Source organism: Gardnerella sp. DNF00038, from assembly GCF_049262855.1.
Classification (GTDB): domain Bacteria; phylum Actinomycetota; class Actinomycetes; order Actinomycetales; family Bifidobacteriaceae; genus Bifidobacterium; species Bifidobacterium vaginale.
Genome location: NZ_CP058407.1, coordinates 606,999 through 623,624 on the forward strand (window position 1 = coordinate 606,999; position 16,626 = coordinate 623,624).

Below are 16,626 nucleotides of genomic sequence, written 5' to 3' on the forward strand. Positions count from 1 at the left end.
TGTTTTACTTGTGCGTTAAGTTACTTAATTTGTAATTTTCTTCGCATTATATAATGTGTATTACAAATTTTGAATTGTAATTACATTATGACATTTAGTTAAGTTATAATGATTTTATGATATAATTGCGAATGCAGGTTTGCTTCAATAGTGGAAGTGAATCTGGGATTTTGCATTTATTGATTTTCTTAGAATTTGTTTTATAAGAGGGAAAAATGAACAAGAAAACTGTGATTTTATTATCGACTACGATGATGAGTATTGCTACTGCTGCTTGCGCTTTTTGCATGGCTCAAACTGCAAATGCTGCTGATACTTACGTGGATTCTGGCACTTCCACTGCAAAAGTTACTACCCCCCCCCCAATTGAAAATAGCTCTTCTCAAAAAACCAATTCTTCTGAGACAAATGGCATAAAGTCTTCTGATCCTTCTGATTCTTCTGATAAAGATAATATAAAACCTGAAACGAATTCGAAACCAAATTCTAATACAAAAACTGAATCCAAGCTTGAAGCTAAGAGCGATGTAAAGTCTGATGCAAAGCTTGATACAAAGACTAATGTAAACACTGGCGTTAAGACTACTGCTAAATCTAATGCAGATTCTGTTGTAAATACTGATACAAAGACTGAATTAAATATTGATTCAAAGTCTAAGAGTGAGGAAGCTCCAGTTTCACCAACAATTTTTAATCAAGCGCTTTTTGCTAGTGGTAAGCCAGGTCCTAATCAAACTCCTAAACCTCAAACACAAACAACTGAGCTTAAGGTAAGTCTTTGCTGGGAAACCATGAACAAAGATAATAAAAATGCATTTATTAAGGGTGATAGCGATTTTGGTCAATTGAATTTTGAGAATTGGGACTTTGGTTCCACGCTAGATTCTTCTAGACAAGACGTAAAGGATGCGTTTAAGAATATACAGTTTCAGATAAAAGATACAACTGATAACAAGGTAGTAGCAACAACTACTGGCACCTATGATCCTGATACTGCTACTAGTGCAACCAAAAGCTTGGGTAGTTATGATTCAAACCATACATATGAAGTGTCAGTGGTGAATAGCACAGTTCCAAGCCCGTATTATGTGACATACAATAATGTTTCTGTAGATGAAGGTGATGAATTTACACCTAGTGTTAGCAACTTTACGTGGAACCCATCTAAAGGGTCTAATAAAAAGTCTCAAAACAAATATTTCCGTTTAAATGTATTGGAAATTGTTTATGCGAAGGATGAGTCTGTGGCAGACAAGTGCTTCTCGTATGAGCAGCCAAAAAAGGATGACGGAAACTATCGATCTGATGGTAACTGGAATTTCAAGTATAACAAGGATAATATTTTTGAGCGTATTCGTGTAAAAGATAATGCTATTCAGTTCCCAACGGATGAAAATGGCAAACCTAAGGTTCCTGTTAAAGCTGGTTACAAGTTTGTTGGTTGGCAGTTCTATGTTGCTAAAAAAACAGATAATCGTCCATACACGTCGTTTGACCGTATGAGTGATGACGATAAAAAGATCATTAATAGTACAACTGTTGCGTATTCGGATTTTGGTACTAAGCCATTTATTGATTATCCGTATATTTTTGCGCTGATAAGGGATAACAAGGGCGTTAATACATTTGGTAGTAAACTCGGTACGCAGTATTGCTCTACAAATCACACATTTGTTGTATTCCCTAAGTGGGAGGTTGCTGGTCATACAGTTACTTTTATGGATGGAGATACTCAATATGCACAAGTAAAAGTGCAAGACAATAAGTCTATTAGTGGTGATGAATGGACTGACCAGTCTATGCCTGCTAATCCTACTAAAGCTGGTTTTACTTTTAATGGTTGGTATCAGGATAAAAATGGAACTGGTGATGCGTTTACTGGTGATACTGTTGTAGCTAATAGTGATATGACTGTATATGCGTCGTATGTAAAAGAAACATCTCCTACACCATCTCCTACACCGTCTCCAACTCCTGAACCAACACCAACGCCGACTCCTATGCCTGAGCCAGATGTGACTCCTGAACCTGAGCCAATACCAGTTCCTGACGTTCCTGATGTTCCTGATGTTCCTTATGTGCCTGATGATCCGTGGATTCCTGTTCCTGAGATTGTTCCTGAGAATCCAGAGTATTCTGTTGTTGAGCAGCCTGTGTTGAATCCTGTTCGTACTGCAGATAAGCCAGTGGAGCATTCTGTTGAGCAGCGTTTTAAGGCTGTTGATGCTGGTGAGGCTTATAATGTTAAGGCTCCTGCTAAGCATTTGCCTGATACTGGTGTTTCACTGGTTATGTCTATAAGTGCTTTGTTTGTGTCTTTGTTTGCTGGCTTTGGTTTGTCTATGTTCAAGTCTCGCCGCAAGCATTAAATATGCATGTAGTAGGTTGATTTTATGTAAGAATCTAGTTATGTTGTGTTGATATTGTGATTCAAGAATTCCCCCTGTTGTGTAACTTGTATGGTTGTTTGCAGGGGGAATTTGATTTTATTGTGTTTTGTTTCTGTTTCGCTTTATTTACTGGCAAACATATCTTTCGCATACTGGCGAATATCATCTGGATTTATCATATTGTATTTTTCTTTTATTTTTGTGAAGTATTCGCCAATTATCTTTTTGCTGATTATTTTATTTGATGAATCATTAGTTTTTAGATTTCCGCGAGTAAGTATCCAAGGCTCCTCATGATGCGTAAATCGTTCAAGTTCTTTACCGCTGTAGCAGCAAAGATTATCAATAACGCTATCGCATACTGCTTTTTCGGTAGCTGATAGTGTGGTTGTTAGTTCTGATGTAAATAATGTCACATCACTTTTTTGAACATGTTTGTAATCCGCTAATTTTTCTGATGATTTAATTCCTGATATTTCTGTTGTCGGTGAATCTATTGGAGTAAAAGTGTAGTCTTTATAACGCAAATAGACGTCTTTATATACAGGTCCATGAATCCATGCTTGACAATCATCGGTAAATATGAATGATTTATAAAAAGCGAAATAAAAACCCTGAATGTAGTATAAGGATTTTTGCAAGGCTAGGGTAGTTATATCCTCACACTTTATAAGCAAGTATTGTATTACATTGTTTATTTTGTCACTCGACTTATTGCCATCAAAGTTATTGTTTGCAAAGTTATTTTGTAATTCGCGTATTAGTTTTTGTGTTGCTTTATAACTTTTTTCGTAACTAATTGCAGATTTCAGATTATCCTTATTGCTGATTAATAATTGCAAGTAATATTCCGGATCATTATAAATGCGTAGCAAAATATCAGAATATTGTTTTGAAGGAATGTCTCCGTCTGCAAATCTAGAAAACGTTTGTTCACCCCAACCGAGAAGCAGTGAAAGTGGACGCTTGCCTATTGAGTATTTAGCAGGTATTTCGTTGATTTTGTCAAGCGGAATAATATTGTTTTCTTTACGATACTCGTCATACAATGCTCGAAGATTCGCGTCAATAATTTCGGGTACATATACAGCAGAGCCGCATTCTTTGCAGTGTGCTTCTGTGCCAGTGTAGGAATATTGTTTTCCTTTGATAGATGCAGTCATTGGAACGGATTTTGTTGAGTACTCAACGTCATTCCTGCATTCTTCACAAAATGTCTTATTATCTTTCATTATGAGCCTTTTATTGAAAATTAGCAGATTTATTATCTTTTTGAGTTGTTTATTAGATTATTTAAATAAATAATCTATCTGTTTATTTGCTTTATGGAATGAAATAACAACTGTTCTATTTTGCTGAGAAATAGTAATGATATTAAACTTCGTGTAAATGTTTACCATCTCACATTTACCTACGTGTGATAGTTTTACGCGTGGTGCGAATACGTAAAGCGTTTCATATTCATAGCCTCTTTTTTTGTTTTTTAACGAATGACAAAAATCTTCCACTTCTATGTTGAGAAGTATATTTTTCTGAATATCTGATCGTATGTTGTATTCTCGAATGAAGTTTATGTTTTCTTGACGATTTTCGTTTAATGAGATGGTAAAACGGTCATTCCTTATGCAGTCTTTTATCTTTGCAAGTATTGCTGAAATTTCTTCTTTTGTGTAATTCTGATTATAGTTCTTGTTCATACATCACCTCTAGTCGTATGATACAAAAAATAGGTGCATTTATCAAGAAAAATGCATCTATTGATGCATAAATAATTTCTAAGCATTCTAGAATAAAATTTATTAGCCTTATTAATGTATTTGGCTTGTTTTTATCCTTTAAGATTATCTTCAATAAAATGTAAATTTGAAACTTTTATTTAGTTTAAATAAGACGTTGAACTCATTTGGTCACTTACAGTATTGCTTATGCTGTTGAATATTGTATCATTTTTATTGTTGCTAATTTTTGTCTTTCCTAGTAACACATATTTGCAGTAGGAGTGTTGCATGACTGATTTAGATGCTATTTTTGATCTCTCTACAACAGATTGTGCTCTTTGCAAGAAATATAATATTCCCAATTCTGATACGCTTGCTGCATTTGAAGAAGCTAAGCAAATGAAATATGATCCTAATGCGAAAACTTATAACTAGTTTTATGAATTAATATGTGAATATGATTAATCTTCTTCTTGCAATTATTTATCTAGCATTTATCAGTTTGGGTTTGCCTGATGCTCTTTTAGGATCTGCTTGGCCGACTATGAGTCACGATATTGGCGCGCAAATTTCTTGGGCTGGCGGAATATCAATGGTTATTTCTGCAGGAACTATTGTTTCTGCTCTACTGAGTGACAGGATGACTAAGCGTTTTGGTGCAGGCAAAGTTACGTTTGTGTCTGTTGCTTTAACTGCATTGGCATTGTTGGGTTTTTCTTTTGCGCCGAATTATATTGTGCTTATTTTGTTAGCAATCCCGTACGGGCTAGGTGCTGGAGGGGTAGACGCTGCTCTTAATAATTATGTTGCTTTGCACTACGAAAGCCGTCATATGAGCTGGCTTCACTGCATGTGGGGTATTGGAGCTTCAGCTGGACCTTACGTTATGGGTTTTGCGCTTTCTCACGGATTTGGATGGTCTGCAGGATATCAGTATATTGCGATTGTTCAAGTGATATTAACTGTAATATTGTTTATAAGTTTGCCATTGTGGAATAATCGTAAAGCACATGAATTACAGAAATCTATTCAGATATCTAAAGAATATTCTAAAACGCTATCTTTTGCGGAAGTTTTGCGCATTCCTGGAGCTAAAAATATTCTTATAATGTTCTTCTGCTACTGTGCTATTGAACAGACTGCAGGATTATGGGCTAGTAGTTACATGGTTTTGTATGGGTCCGTTAGTCGTGTTGTTGCAGCGGGATGGGCAAGTTTATTTTATGTTGGTATTACAGCAGGACGATTTATAAGCGGATTTTTGACAATGCGTTTTAATGACGAAAACATGATTCGTCTTGGACAACTAGTGATGATTCTAGGCATTCTTGTGTTGTTATTGCCATTGCCAAATCATATAGCATTAGTTGCAGGATTTGTGATTATTGGTTTAGGGTGTGCGCCTATTTATCCATGTGTTATTCACTCTACACCGCATTATTTTGGAGCTGATAAATCACAAGCGATTGTTGGCATGCAAATGGCTAGCGCGTATATTGGATCAATGTTGATGCCTGCAATCTTTGGGTTTATTGGTCAAAACGTGTCTATGTCTTTGCTTCCAGCATATTTGATTATTTTGCTATCTATAATGGCGTTTATGCATATGCAATTGCTTCGGACTTGCAAAAGTTGAGTATGAGAATGTTTTTGTGTGATTGTTGGCTTAATGGTTGTTTGTTTAAGATTTATTAAGCTTATTGTGAGTTTGGCTACATTTTGTTGAGATTGAAGTTGTAAGTTGTAGAATGTCTGAAGATTCAATGCTGTTAAATGCCTGTATTATACTTGTTTTGGTGTTGATTCCGTTATTTTGGTAATTATTCTAGAAAATTTGGTTTTGCGGGAGGAAAAATGAGTAAGAGAACTAACATAATTTTGACTAGCACTATGATGGGTATTGCTACTGCTGCGTGTGCTTTTTGTGTAGCACAAAGTGCAAATGCTGCCGATACCTCAGTGAGTGATGGTATTAATACAACTGTAAATTCTTCTAACGCAAACTCTTATGCTGCAAATCCTAGTAAAAATCAGCATGGGGGGGGGGGGGCTGCTTCCGATAGCACTTCCGTAAAATCCTCTGAAAATATCAATTCCTCCAATTCTAATGAAGCTGCAAAAACTGATAATGATGTTGTTAAATCTTCTAAACCTGTAGACGCTACTGAAAATTTTGAAACTACTAAACTTACTCAAACTCTTATTGATGTAAGCAATACTAATCTTCAAACAAATAATCGTGAAGATAGAAGCGTAACTGCATCTGAAGAATCCAGAGCAGCTTCAACTGATTCGGGTACTATAGATGATGCATCTTTAACTTGGACTCGTGAGGATTTTAATATTACCAAAGATGGGAAGCAGATTGGATATAGACAAGACATTAGTACTCCTACTGGTACTGTTAATGAAGTTGTTCCAGGTCTTAACGAAAAAGGACTTGCCAAGCTTAAGAAAAATCCACATATTGTAATTCCAGAAGGTATAGAAGTAATTGGAGAAGTTGCTTTTACAGGTAAAGCGAAACAAGTTGGCAAAAATCATGAGCATATCGAGGGTGAACATTATATAGAAAGTGTCACTCTTCCGCAATCTCTTAAAATCATCGAATACGGTGCGTTCGGCTGGAACAAAATTAAGGGAACTGTTACTATTCCGAAAAGTGTAATTTCAATACATAATGGTGCTTTTGTAGCTAATGAAATTGAAAAAGTTGTGTTTGAAGGCGTAATTGATGACAAGGGCAAAGAGCACGATTCAGACTCTAAGCCGTATTATCTTTCTGGAATTGGTAGCGATGCTTTCCAAGGTAATAAAATTACTGAAATTGATGTAAAAGATAATTTGGCTAAGTATCAATTATTCCCATCTAATAATCCGCAGAAGGGCGATTCTGTGTTCGATAACCAGAATCCTGGAACTTTCACTATTGAAGTAGGAGACGAATATAAAAGTCCTATTAAAATTACGAAAGAAGGTGTCAATCAGAGTATTAATGTAGTGGAAGGATTCAAAGAAGATGGTACTCCAGTACAGATTGAAAATTCATCTTATTTTAAGAAGAATAAAGAAGGCAAATATATAGCAGTAAAATCTGGCAAGCTTGAAGGTCAGTGCCTGTTTTACGATATTATCAACAAACAATTTAGGATAATTGGTATTTCGCACTTTACATACAACATTGTTCCTAAACCTAAGATCTACAAAGTTACTTTTGTGAATGATAGCAATGAAAATTATGCTTCTGTGCAAGTTAAGGAAAACAAAAGCGTAAGTGAAAACAGTGTTGCAGGTCAGATGATGCCATCGGCACCATCTAAAGAAGGTTATACTTTTGTAGAGTGGAATGCTGATTCTACAGGTAAGGATAAAAGCAAAGTATTTACTGCTCAAACTCCAGTAAAAAGTGACATGACGGTTTATGCTATTTATACACCTACGCCATCTCCAACTCCTGAACCAACACCAACACCAACACCAACACCAACACCGACTCCAACACCGACTCCAGCGCCTGAGCCAGATGTAACTCCTGAACCTGAGCCAATACCAGATCCTGACGTTCCTGATGTTCCTGGTGGTTTGTGGATTCCTCTTCCTGAGATTGTTCCTGAGAATCCAGAGTATTCTGTTGTTGAGCAGCCTGTGTTGAATCCTGTTCATTCTTCGGATAAGCCTGTGGAGCATTCTGTTGAGCAGCATTTTAAAGCTGTTGATGCTGGTGAAGCTTATAATGCTAAGGCTCCTGCTAAGCATTTGCCTGATACTGGTGTTTCAGCAACTTCAACATTTGTGATTTCAATCATATCCCTTTTCGCTGGTTTTTCTAGTTTGCTTGCTGGAATAGCTAAACGCAAAAATTAGTATTGCATTTATGAATGTTTTGAGCGAATGCTGATAATTTCCCTCTGATGTTTTATATATCAGGGGGAAATTCGTTACTATCGTATTGTCTACTTTCAAGCAAATATTGTGTGCATCTACTTATATTTAATGTTTATTTATTGTATAATCAAAAGTGTTTATAAGTTTTGTGGATTTAAGCTTTGCTTAATGGTTGTTTGTACAATTTATGTAATTTTATGAGTTTTTAGTGAAGAGGCTAAAATGAATAAAAAAACTGCAATCGTGTTGTCAACGACGATGATGAGTATTGCTACTGCGGCTTGCGCTTTTTGCATGGCTCAAACTGCGAATGCGTCTGAAAATAATTCTGCATCAGATGTGAAGCAGAATGTCACTAGTGTTGATTTTTCTAATGGGGGGGGGCTTTCCCTGGTGATTTAGCAAAGTCACAAAAATCTGTAAAATCACAAGAAAATGTGCAGAATGATATATCTGCAAAGTCGCGCGATTTGGCGCAGTCACATGCTTCTAAACAGTCACAAGAAATTATTAGAAAACAGAAGTCTGATTCTGAAGATCATGAATCTAACTTTGCTAATGCTGATCCTTCCAGTAGTGAAACTAGGTTGACATCTTCCTCTGACTATAGTGGTTCTGTTGCCGATAACAAAGCTGATAAAAGAAATGATCCTACTGATGCGGATAAACCAAAAAACGATGAAGTAAGTACACAAAAATCAGTTAAAGCAGCAAAAGATGATAGGGCGTCAACAGATTCTACAAATAATGGCGAGAAGAAAAGCGAAGTTAAGCCTAATAAAGATGGCATATATGATTTTAGTAATGACAAGAATGTAACCAATCCGTTCCCGAATGTTATTACACCTGCTGAAGTCAAAGAGCTGCAGGATAAAACAACATCTGTTAGACCTCTGCCTTCTATTCAAAAGATTTTTTATACGCCTTATGGCAAGAAATTTTCTGTAGAGAATGGTCAAGCATCTGGCGATACTAGAAGTATTAATGAGATTATCAATACATATAATGGCAGGCTTGGAAGAGTTGATACATTCATATTTTTCCCGCGGGTTGATAAAGAAAGTGTATATACTGCCGATGGTCAATTTTACCCATACAGATCATCCCGCGAGCTAAAAAATCCAGATGGATCAGCAGATTTTGACTTTAATAAAGCTCCCGACAATAAGATCTCATACAGGCTCGAGGTAAATGGGAAGCTTATTGGATCCAATTTGGCTGATAAGACAAATATCACAGTATATATGAGAAAGAACCAAACGTTTATTCATGTTGTTATGGAGGGTGACAACACTCATGAAGCTATTTTTGGCTATGAAGGATTTAATCATGAAGACTCATCTGGAATTTTTGGATATGTCGCCTTTTTACCTGAATGTGGCGCGCAATTTCACTTTGTAGATGATTTGCAATATCGCAAGGCAGCAAACATTAAAGGGAATGATGATCTTCCACAACGTAGTTCTGGTGAAGCTGATAGGTTCTCTACTAAACCGTTTACCAAGTTGGATTTATCCGATTTGTCTGACGCGAAAAATATTTCCAAAGTTAGGTTTGGTAATAATCAGGTTGTCAGAAATATGTATACGCCTCTTCTAAGCTACGAAGGCGATCCCAAGAAAGATTCTATTAAGCGCCCAACTATGGAAGAGCTTAAAAACACGCAAATCACTGGTTATTTGTATTACAGTAATGATATAGACACGCCAAAAGACGGTACTTTTACTACTAAAAATGCTGACAAAAAACCTGGAAATTTCAATTACGGTATTGTTCGAGATAAAGATGACAATCAACTAAATACAAAGCATTATTATGTGACATTTAGACCAATTCCTACTCAGCTTGTTGTGCGATACAAAGATTTGCAAAACAAGATCGAGAGTGGTAAGAAATTTGGACTTTACGTTGGCGATAAGCAAATTGCTGGTGATTTCAAGTCATCTGAGTCTAGCGCAGCTCCAGAGTTAAACGCATTACAATCAATGATAACAAATAAAAATACGGCTTTGCTTAGTGAAGCTGCTGGTTATCTTTCCAATGGTTTTGCTTATTTGTCTCCTGGAAACTACATCGTAAAGTCTGCTGCTGAAGCGCCTACAAACTATGAGTGGGTTGTTGAACCAGAAAATTCAGCAGATATTAATAGCGCTACAATTGATGCAAAATTTAATATTGCGATTCATAAGGATAACTCAATTTCTACTCAAAAAGTTGTTACTTTTGTGTTGAGAAGAAAGATTGCTACCGTCAAATTTATAAATGATGATGACAAGAAACCGTATGCTACTGTGAAAGTTCAGCAAGGTCTCTCTATTAGTGGTGATGGTTTAACTGATCAGTCTATGCCTGATAAGCCTACTAAAGCTGGTTTTACTTTTAATGGTTGGTATAAGGATAAAAATGGAACTGGGGATGCGTTTATTGCGTCCACAATTGTAAGCGAGGATACTACTGTTTACGCTATTTATACGCAAATACCTCCTGCACCTACACCTGAGCCAACTCCTGAACCAACGCCAACGCCAACTCCTGAACCAACGCCAACGCCGACTCCTATGCCTGAGCCAGATGTGACTCCTGAACCTGAGCCGAAGCCTGTTCCTGATGTTCCTGACGATTCGTGGATTCCTGTTCCTGAGATTGTTCCTGAGAATCCAGAGTATTCTGTTGTTGAGCAGCCTGTGTTGAATCCTGTTCATTCTTCGGATAAGCCAGTTGGGCATTCTGTTGAGCAGAGTTTTAAAGCTGTTGATGCTGGTGAAGCTTATAATGCTAAGGCTCCTGCTAAGCATTTGCCTGATACTGGTGTTTCACTGGTTATGTCTATAAGTGCTTTGTTTGTGTCTTTGTTTGCTGGTTTTGGTTTGTCTATGTTCAAGTCTCGCCGCAAGCATTAAATATTTGTGTAGTAGGTTGATTTTATGTAAGAATCTAGTTATGTTGTGTTGATATTGTGATTCAAGAATTCCCCCTGTTGTGTAACTCGTATGGTTGTTTGCAGGGGGAATTTGATTTTATTGTGTTTTTGCTGATTATTTTATTTGATGAATCATTAGTTTTTAGATTGCCGAGAGTAAGTATCCAAGGCTCCTCATGATGCGTAAATCGTTCAAGTTCTTTACCACTGTAGCAACAAAATCGCAACTATAGCAGTAAAGAGATTACCCAATATGCGCAATTGGGGAAACTAACTCGGTTCCTGAAGCGTCTCTTCGCATATCTGGCTTAGGTAGCTCTACGTTCGCTCCACGTTGTGTAGTCGCGTAAAGCGGATAGTTTCCAACGTATGCTGCCAAAATCGTGTTTTGCCCCTTAAGGAATCGCTGTGATCGCACGCCTCCGGTGCCGCGACCCTTTGTAGGGTACATTTCTAGCGGCGTAATCTTTGCAGCTCCGTTTTCTGTTCCAGCAAGCGCGTCGCTATCTCCAGCAAGAGTGAATACTACGCTTCCAGAAGCAGAAAATAGACCATTTTCGCCCTCTTCGTAATTCCATTCAACATCATTTTTAGCAACTACAGCAAAAGCAGAAACAGTGCATCCTTCATTAAGCCTAATTCCTGCCATTCCTGCAGAGCTTCGCCCCTGCGCACGCACTTGCTTTGCATCGAATGTAAGTAGGGAAGAATCGCTGCTTATAAACACAAGCCTATCTTCATCATTAGCAAGTGCTGCATTAATTACTGAATCGTTGTCTTTTAAGTCAATAATGCTCCAAGAATCCATTGTTGTTGGTGATTCAAAATTCCATCGTTTTACAACGCCATTCTTTGTTCCGATTGCGAGAGGAGTTTTAGAATCAGATTCGCTCAACGCAATAGCAGCTACGACTTTCTCTCCTCTAATTGGGTCTGTGCTTTGAGTAGAAGTTAATAATTCGCTTGCTTTAACACCATTGGAAAGAGATTCCGAAACGTTTTCATCTCCTTGATTTAAATGTGGCAAGTCTGCAACATGCGCTATTACTAATCGCCCTGCGGATGTTATTAAAGCGTATGTTGCTCGCGTAGTAGTAGTAAACACGTTTAAGCATGGAGTGTCAAAGATATTTGAAGAATGTGATTGCCATCTATTGAATGTTTCAACACTAGTTCTTGCTATAAGCCCAGATGTGCTCAAAGCTACGGCACACGGTTCGTCGCTTAATTGCAAAGCCGCTGAGGTTGCGTCAGTGTCTCCAGACTTACGAGCGGCGCTTGCGGCTGCTGCAACATCTGCCTGGGCATTTGTCAATTGATTTGCTGCAATAACTGCGTCCATAGCTGAATCAGAATTAACTTCTTTACTGTTTTTAGTGCAAACAGGCGTAAAGCTGCCGTCTTCTTGTTCGTCTAAAAGAATAGTTCTGCGCGGAGTATCCCACTGTTTTACAGCGTAATCCATTTCTGCAATCACAACTTTGTCTAGCTGGCTTGCGGAGCTTAGAATCTCGTTAAGTTCATCTATTTTTTGCAATAAGTCGTTTTTTTCGCCTTCTAGCTCGATTCGACTCATTTTTGTAAGTCTTCTAAGTCTTAAGTCAAGAATGTATTGCGCTTGAATCTCGTCTAAATCAAATACGCTAATAAGCTTTGATTTTGCGGTTTCTGCATCTTCGGAAGACCTAATTACTTGAATTACTTCGTCAATGTCTAGCATTGCAAGAAGCAATCCTTCTACAAGGTGCAGTCTCTCTTTGGCTTTGTTTAGTCTAAATTCGCTGCGCCTTCTAATAACGGTTCTTCTGTGCAAAATCCACACGTCTAGAAGCTCTCGAAGACCCATTGTGTGAGGTCTTCCATCAACTAGTGCAACGTTGTTAATCGTAAAGCTTTCTTGCAGCGGAGTGTGCTTAAAAAGTTGCGCAAGAACCGCGTTTGGGTCGAATCCTGTTTTTATTTCGATTACGATTCGCGTTCCGTTATGTCTATCTGTTAAGTCTATTGCTCCAGATATTCCGTCTAGTTTGCGCGCTTTTATGCCTTGAGATATGCGTTCGAGCACGCGCTCTGGTCCAACCATAAATGGTAATTCGGTAACAATAATCGCCTTTTTGCGCGCTGTAACGTTTTCAATATGCGTTTTCGATCTAGTTGTAAAAGCGCCTCTTCCAGTTTCGTACGCTTCGCGGATTCCACTTCGCCCAATAATTATGCCGCCGCCAGGCCAGTCTGGTCCTGGAACTATTTGCATTAAATCGTCTAGAGTAGCATTTGGATGCTTCATAACGTATTTTGCTGCAGCTACGACTTCGCCAAGATTGTGAGTAGCCATATTTGTGGCCATTCCAACTGCGATTCCAGAAGCTCCGTTTACAAGCAAGTTTGGTATAGCGGCAGGCAGAACAGTTGGTTCTTTTAGCTTATTGTCATAGTTTGGAGCAAAGTCAACAGTGTCTTCGTTTATATCTGCATTCATTCCAAGTGCTGCTGGAGCTAGTCGCGCTTCCGTGTACCTAGATGCTGCAGGACCGTCGTCTAAGGAACCAAAGTTTCCATGACCGTCAACCAGAGGGAGTCTAAGAGAAAATGGCTGAGCCAAACGCACCATTGCCTCGTAAATTGCGGAATCTCCATGCGGATGCAGTTTTCCCATAACTTCGCCTACAACGCGAGCAGACTTCATGTATGCGTGTTCTGGGGTAAGGTTCATGTTTCCCATTTGATACACGATTCGGCGCTGTACAGGCTTCATTCCGTCTCTAGCGTCTGGCAATGCGCGCGCGTAAATCACCGAGTATGCGTATTCGAGGAATGATTTGCTCATTTCTTCGTTAAGCGGCGTTTCAACAATGTTTTCCTTAACCTTTCTAGGGTCGAAGGTTTGTTTTGCTGATTTGCTGCGTGAAGGCATGGTTTTGAACTCCTTGAAGTGATTTACAAGCCTTTATAATACCAATTTATGTGCACAAAACTTTATTAAATGCTTATTTTATGCTTATTTTACTCATAGTCTGTTATGCATTATTCATGATTTTGTATAGTTTGTGTTTTGACTACAATGTTGCTTATGAGTATTGAGATTCCGTCTGTGGATGATTTGCTGAATTTTGTTGATGATTCGTGTAACTCCAATCTTCGTTTGTCTGCGATTCTTCCAGCAGTAAGCTCTTCGATTGATGCTTCGATTAGTACAGCTGTTTATAATGATCCTGATACTGCGCGCATTAGTCTTGGATTTCCGAAGTCACAGAGTGCTGTTGTTGTGCTTGTAGACGGACTTGGCTATTGGAATCTTGCTATTAGAAAAGGTCATGCTCCTTATTTGCGCTATCTTCTTAACGATTGCGCAAATCAGCGTCCAATAAAGACTTGTATTCCGAGTACTACGGTTGCAGCAATGGCAACTTTTGGCACTGGAACATGCCCTGGTCTTACTGCAATGACGGGATACACGCAAAAAAATCCTAAAACGGGGGCATTATGTCAATTAATCCAATTTAGGGATGCTCCAGATCCATTAGATTTGCAACGCCAGCCTACAATATTTGAGTCGCTTTCTAATTTAGGTGTTAGAGCGAATCATGTAAGTCTTTCAAAATTTGAGGATTCTCCTCTAACTCAAGCAGCTTTTAGGGGAGCTAAATTCATAAGTGGATCAACTCCTAGAGCAAGAATTATGAATGCTGCCAATAGTACTAAAACGCCTGGTTTAACATATTTGTACCTTAGAGATATTGATAAAGTTGGTCACAATTATGGTTGGAAATCTGAGAATTGGGTTTCAGCTTTTGAGCAGATAGACGCGCAACTGAGTCTTTTAAAAAAGAATTGTCAAAAAGGCACTTTGATTGTTATTACTGCAGACCATGGAATGATTGAATCAAATCCAGATTTGAAAATAGATATTGCAAAAGATAGTCGTCTTACTAAAGGAGTTAAGCTTGTTGGGGGAGAGCCTAGGTCTGTTATGCTTTACGCGGAAGATGGCGAAAATCCAGATGACATTGCGTTAAGATGGTCTAACGTTTTGCAAGATAAAGCGCGTGTAAGAACTAAAGAGCAAGCTGTTAAAGATGGTGTTTTTGGGAAAGTCAGCCCGTTAGCATTAAGCGTCATAGGTGATGTTCTTGTTCAAGCAAAGTCATCTGTAACTGTAGTGGATTCCAGGATAGAAACAGAAAAAGCCATGAACTTACCAAGCGTTCATGGCTCTATGAGTCACATGGAAATGGATATTCCATGTTTAGTTGATATAGCTTGATTTATGATAAATTAAGCCTCTCCAAAAAGAATCTCATCCCAACTAGGAACAGCAGCTCTCGTGCTCTTCTTAGCCCTAGTATGCTCGTTCATATGCTGTTTTGGTTCAGTTTTTGGAGTTTCTATAGCAACTGTTTTATCTGCTTGAACATACGCATCTTCAGAATCTGATCCAAAAGTGTTTGATTTAGAATTTGCATATTTGCTTTTTGCAGAAGCAGATTTGGAAGAATCGACTACCGCATTTTCACTAGAATTATCTTGTGAAATGTTTGCGCTCGTATTTTCGCTACTATCTTCATTTTCTGAATTTTCTTTAGACTTATAGATTCCAGAATTAGAAGAAGAGTTTGCAATATTTGCAGCAGTTTCTGCGGCTTCTATGTTTTTTACGTTTGCAGAAGACTGTTCTGTATTATCTGGATTGTTAGATGGAGTAGAGTTTGATACCAAATCGCTTAGAATTGGATTTTCTGTATAACCATCTAAAGAATTATTAGTATTGTTGCTGTTTTGTTCTTTTTGTGCAGCCTCTGTTTGAATAGCAACATTTGCAAGATTAACGCTATTCCTTGATTCCCACTGACTCACAGCACGTTCTATTCTTGCAGAACGAATCGAATTTCCTGGAAGCTCATCATTTGCGAATGGGAAGTTTATGCTTACTGTGTCTCTATAAGCTCCTCCAAACTGTGATTTTTTAGAAGAAGAATCATTGTTCATGATTTCTTCGCCAAGCAACAATCTAGATGAAGGGTTTGCGCACGTAATAGAGTTGTCGTGCATATTCCAAGTCCACTCTGCTTTTATTGTTCGAGTAGCAGTGTTGAACTCTGCTGTTATAAGCCATGGTTCAAGTCCGCGTCTTGTGGCACGCCATTTTACAGTTTCCATTCCAATATGTGCTTTTGCGAGAGTTCGTTCGATCAAATCTGAAATAGTTCTCATATTGCTTTGTTTTGGAGCTGGAACTGTTAAGAATTGCTCAATAGCGTACTGTTTTTCTGTTTCAACGCCACTAGAGAATCTTTTAACTTGAGATTCGCTTACGTTATATCGCTTTGCAACATGTTCTGGATCGACGCCAGCACGTATCAGTGCTTGTATCTGAGATATAGGTAGTGTTGCCGTGGTAGCAGCTGGCGAATCATCAGATTTACCAATAGAATTAACTGTGTTTTGATTATCGCCACCAACATTTGTTAGTTTTTTTGATTCGGCAATCGCGCGCTCCAGCGTGTCGTCAACATGAATTTTTAACGGCGTGTTTTCAAAAATAAAAATTAAATCGCCATTATTATCCACATGATCGAAACTCGCCTCTTTTGGCGGATTTTCAAGCATTGTGCACCACTTTCCTCGCTTTTAACGCTACTTATAACATACTTTAGTCCATAGTCTGCCTTCTTTGCCATTTTCTATGAATAAAAAAGCGAGTATTCTATGCGGG

Annotated in this window: 11 protein-coding genes; 7 read left to right on the top strand and 4 right to left on the bottom strand. The window is 38.1% G+C overall.

Going from position 1 to position 16,626, the window contains the following annotated elements; all coding sequences use genetic code 11:
* Positions 1 to 215 precede the first annotated feature (215 nt).
* Entirely contained in the window at positions 216 to 2,369 is a 2,154-nt protein-coding gene (locus tag HXT19_RS02295; RefSeq protein ID WP_422119734.1) for an InlB B-repeat-containing protein, read from the top strand.
* Between the two features lie 143 nt (positions 2,370 to 2,512).
* Here HXT19_RS02295 and HXT19_RS02300 read toward each other — a convergent pair whose 3' ends face one another.
* A complete protein-coding gene (locus tag HXT19_RS02300) occupies positions 2,513 to 3,622 on the bottom strand; it encodes a type II TA system antitoxin MqsA family protein (protein ID WP_101890158.1) in 1,110 nt (369 codons plus the stop codon).
* Between the two features lie 57 nt (positions 3,623 to 3,679).
* Entirely contained in the window at positions 3,680 to 4,087 is a 408-nt protein-coding gene (locus HXT19_RS02305; protein ID WP_004112566.1) for a hypothetical protein, read from the bottom strand.
* Between the two features lie 309 nt (positions 4,088 to 4,396).
* Between HXT19_RS02305 and HXT19_RS02310 the strand changes: the two genes are divergently transcribed.
* The 5 genes from HXT19_RS02310 to HXT19_RS02330 all read left to right on the top strand — a co-directional run bounded on the left by HXT19_RS02310 (position 4,397) and on the right by HXT19_RS02330 (position 10,893).
* Entirely contained in the window at positions 4,397 to 4,543 is a 147-nt protein-coding gene (locus HXT19_RS02310) for a hypothetical protein (RefSeq protein WP_101891890.1), read from the top strand.
* A 22-nt stretch (positions 4,544 to 4,565) separates the two neighbouring features.
* The gene (locus HXT19_RS02315) at positions 4,566 to 5,744 is read left to right on the top strand and encodes an MFS transporter (protein ID WP_101891891.1); all 1,179 of its coding nucleotides are present in this window, start codon (positions 4,566 to 4,568) and stop codon (positions 5,742 to 5,744) included.
* A gap of 218 nt (positions 5,745 to 5,962) precedes the next feature.
* On the top strand, positions 5,963 to 7,972 hold the full coding sequence (locus tag HXT19_RS02320) for an InlB B-repeat-containing protein (protein WP_422119735.1): 2,010 nt from the start codon (positions 5,963 to 5,965) through the stop codon (positions 7,970 to 7,972).
* Positions 7,973 to 8,215: 243 nt separating this feature from the next.
* The gene (locus HXT19_RS02325) at positions 8,216 to 8,395 is read left to right on the top strand and encodes a hypothetical protein (RefSeq protein ID WP_009993705.1); all 180 of its coding nucleotides are present in this window, start codon (positions 8,216 to 8,218) and stop codon (positions 8,393 to 8,395) included.
* 35 nt (positions 8,396 to 8,430) lie between these two features.
* Positions 8,431 to 10,893, top strand: coding sequence for an InlB B-repeat-containing protein (locus tag HXT19_RS02330; RefSeq protein ID WP_422119736.1), 2,463 nt, complete (start codon positions 8,431 to 8,433; stop codon positions 10,891 to 10,893).
* A gap of 264 nt (positions 10,894 to 11,157) precedes the next feature.
* Here HXT19_RS02330 and HXT19_RS02335 read toward each other — a convergent pair whose 3' ends face one another.
* Positions 11,158 to 13,827 carry a DNA gyrase/topoisomerase IV subunit A gene (locus HXT19_RS02335; RefSeq protein ID WP_004118080.1) on the bottom strand — a complete coding sequence of 890 codons (2,670 nt, stop codon included), beginning with the start codon at positions 13,825 to 13,827 and terminating at the stop codon, positions 11,158 to 11,160.
* Between the two features lie 156 nt (positions 13,828 to 13,983).
* On the opposite strand from HXT19_RS02335, the gene HXT19_RS02340 reads away from it, so the two are divergent.
* A complete protein-coding gene (locus tag HXT19_RS02340; RefSeq protein ID WP_422119751.1) occupies positions 13,984 to 15,177 on the top strand; it encodes an alkaline phosphatase family protein in 1,194 nt (397 codons plus the stop codon).
* Positions 15,178 to 15,188: 11 nt separating this feature from the next.
* On the opposite strand, the gene sepH is transcribed toward HXT19_RS02340, so the two are convergent.
* The gene (sepH, locus tag HXT19_RS02345) at positions 15,189 to 16,520 is read right to left on the bottom strand and encodes a septation protein SepH (RefSeq protein WP_422119737.1); all 1,332 of its coding nucleotides are present in this window, start codon (positions 16,518 to 16,520) and stop codon (positions 15,189 to 15,191) included.
* Positions 16,521 to 16,626 lie beyond the last annotated feature (106 nt).